The sequence below is a fragment of the Promineifilum sp. (SeqCode) genome, from assembly GCF_041918635.1.
Taxonomy (GTDB): Bacteria; Chloroflexota; Anaerolineae; order Promineifilales; family Promineifilaceae; genus Promineifilum.
In genome coordinates this window covers 1-1,898 of record NZ_JAYRVJ010000001.1, presented here as the reverse complement: position 1 = coordinate 1,898, position 1,898 = coordinate 1, and the positions used below count along the sequence as shown (strand labels likewise).

The 1,898-nt window shown below is 66.3% G+C and carries 2 protein-coding genes; one reads left to right on the top strand and one right to left on the bottom strand.

Annotation, left to right across the window (positions count from 1 at the left end):
• Window positions 1–648: serine protease (locus ACE3UY_RS00010; protein WP_374685495.1), on the top strand; the 648-nt coding region annotated here is incomplete at its 5' end.
• A 155-nt stretch (window positions 649–803) separates the two neighbouring features.
• Here ACE3UY_RS00010 and ACE3UY_RS00005 read toward each other — a convergent pair.
• Window positions 804–1,898: thiamine pyrophosphate-dependent enzyme (locus tag ACE3UY_RS00005; RefSeq protein WP_374685494.1), on the bottom strand; the 1,095-nt coding region annotated here is incomplete at its 5' end.

The following is a 1,898-nucleotide window of genomic DNA, read 5'->3' as shown; positions in this document are numbered from 1 at the left end:
TTCACCACGGCCAGCGGCCCCAGCTTTTGTTCGGCCACCAACATTAGCGGCAACAGCGTCATCGTCACCGCCGCCCACTGCGTCTTCGACAGCACCAATAACGTCTGGTACACCAACGTCGTCTTCACGCCGGCCTTCCGCGGCACGAGCGGGCCGTATGGAACTTTTGCGGCGCAGAACTGCTGGATTCTGAACAACTACATCAACCTGACGGGCAGCTACGCCGTCAACACCTGGGGGCCGCACGACGTGGCTGTGTGCCGGATGAACAAGAACTCGGCCGGGAAGACGCTGGCCCAGGCGGTCGGCTGGCTCGGCCGGACGTGGAACAACCCCTACCTCGTCCACGTTCACAACAACGGCTACCCCCTGTATGACTACAACAACAACCTTCTGCCCAACGCCGGCAAATACCTGCACTCGTGCATCGGCGAGACGTTCCAACAGACGGCGGAACTGCTGGGGGTCGGCTGCAACCGCGGGCCGGGCATCAGCGGCGGGTCGTGGGTCGTGGGGCTGGCGCCGTTCGTCGCCACCGGCTGGGTGAACAGCGTCAACTCCGGCCTCTTCTTCGGCACGCAGAACCTCTACGGGGCGCGCTTCAACAGCAACAATATTGTGCCGCTGTGCAATGTGGCGGGCTGCTAAGAAGAAACCACGGATTTAACGAGTAAAGAGGCTCACGCCAAGCGCGCCAAGGAAGCCAAGAACGCTAAGAAGAATGATTCCTTAGCGTTCTTGGCTTCCTTGGCGCGCTTGGCGTGAGCTTCTTAAATCTGCCCAATTTGGGGACTGTTCCTCTTCTACACGATGTAGGGCGAACTGGCCCCCGTCTTCCCCATCCCCGCCGGGTCGAGCATCACGTTGACGCACGCCGGCCGGCCGCTGGCGAAGGCCCGCTCCAGCGCCGGCACGATGCTGTCCGGCTCCTCCACCAGTTCGCCGTGGCCGCCTAGCGCCTCCACGACGCGGTCGTAGCGCGTGGGGGCCAGTGAGGTGGCGATGGCCCGCTCCGCGCCAACCATCTGCACTTGCGGCCCGCGAATCTGTCCCCAGCCGGCGTCGTTGCCGACGATGGCGACGATGGGCAGGCCGAAGCGCACGGCCGTGTCGAACTCGAAGCCGTTCAGCCCGAAGGAGCCGTCGCCGCTCAGGATGAGCACCTTGCGCCCCGGATAGAGGCGTTGCGCGGCGATGGCGAAGGGCGCGCCCACGCCCAGGCAGCCCAACGGGCCTGGGTCGAGCCACTGGCCGGGTCGGGTGACGGTCAGCACCTTGGCGCAGGCGCTGACGATGTCGCCGCCGTCGCCGATAAGGAGGGTTTCCTCGTCGATGAAGCGGTTGACCTCGGCCGCGAAGCGAAAGTGGTTGACCGGCGCGTCGTCCAGCCGCTCCCAGGTGGCCTGCTTCTCGTTGCGCGCCCGCTCCCACTCGGCCACCTGAGCCAGCCAGCTATCGAAGCGCACGCCCTGCAACCCCTCGGCCAGCGCCTCCAGCACCAGCCGCGAATCGGCCACCACGGCCACCTCGGCCCGGCGGTTGTGGTTCAACTCGGCGGCGTCGTTCTCCACCTGGATGAGCTTGCTCTCCGGGTTCCAATCGTCGCGGCCGTACTTGAGGCGGAAGTCGAGCGGCGTGCCGATGAGCAGCACCACGTCGGCGGCGCGCAACGCCTTGCCGCGCACGGCCTTGAAGCAGTGGGGGTGATCCATCGGCAGCACGCCGCGCCCCGCGCCGTTGGTGAAGACGGGCACGGCTGTCTGGTCGGTCAGTTCGCGCAGGGCGTCGCCCGCGCCGTCCCAATAGACCTGTGTGCCGGCGATGATCAGCGGGCGCTGAGCGGCGCGCAGCAGGTCGAACATGGCCTGGACGGCGCTGATTGGCGGTGGAACCGGTTC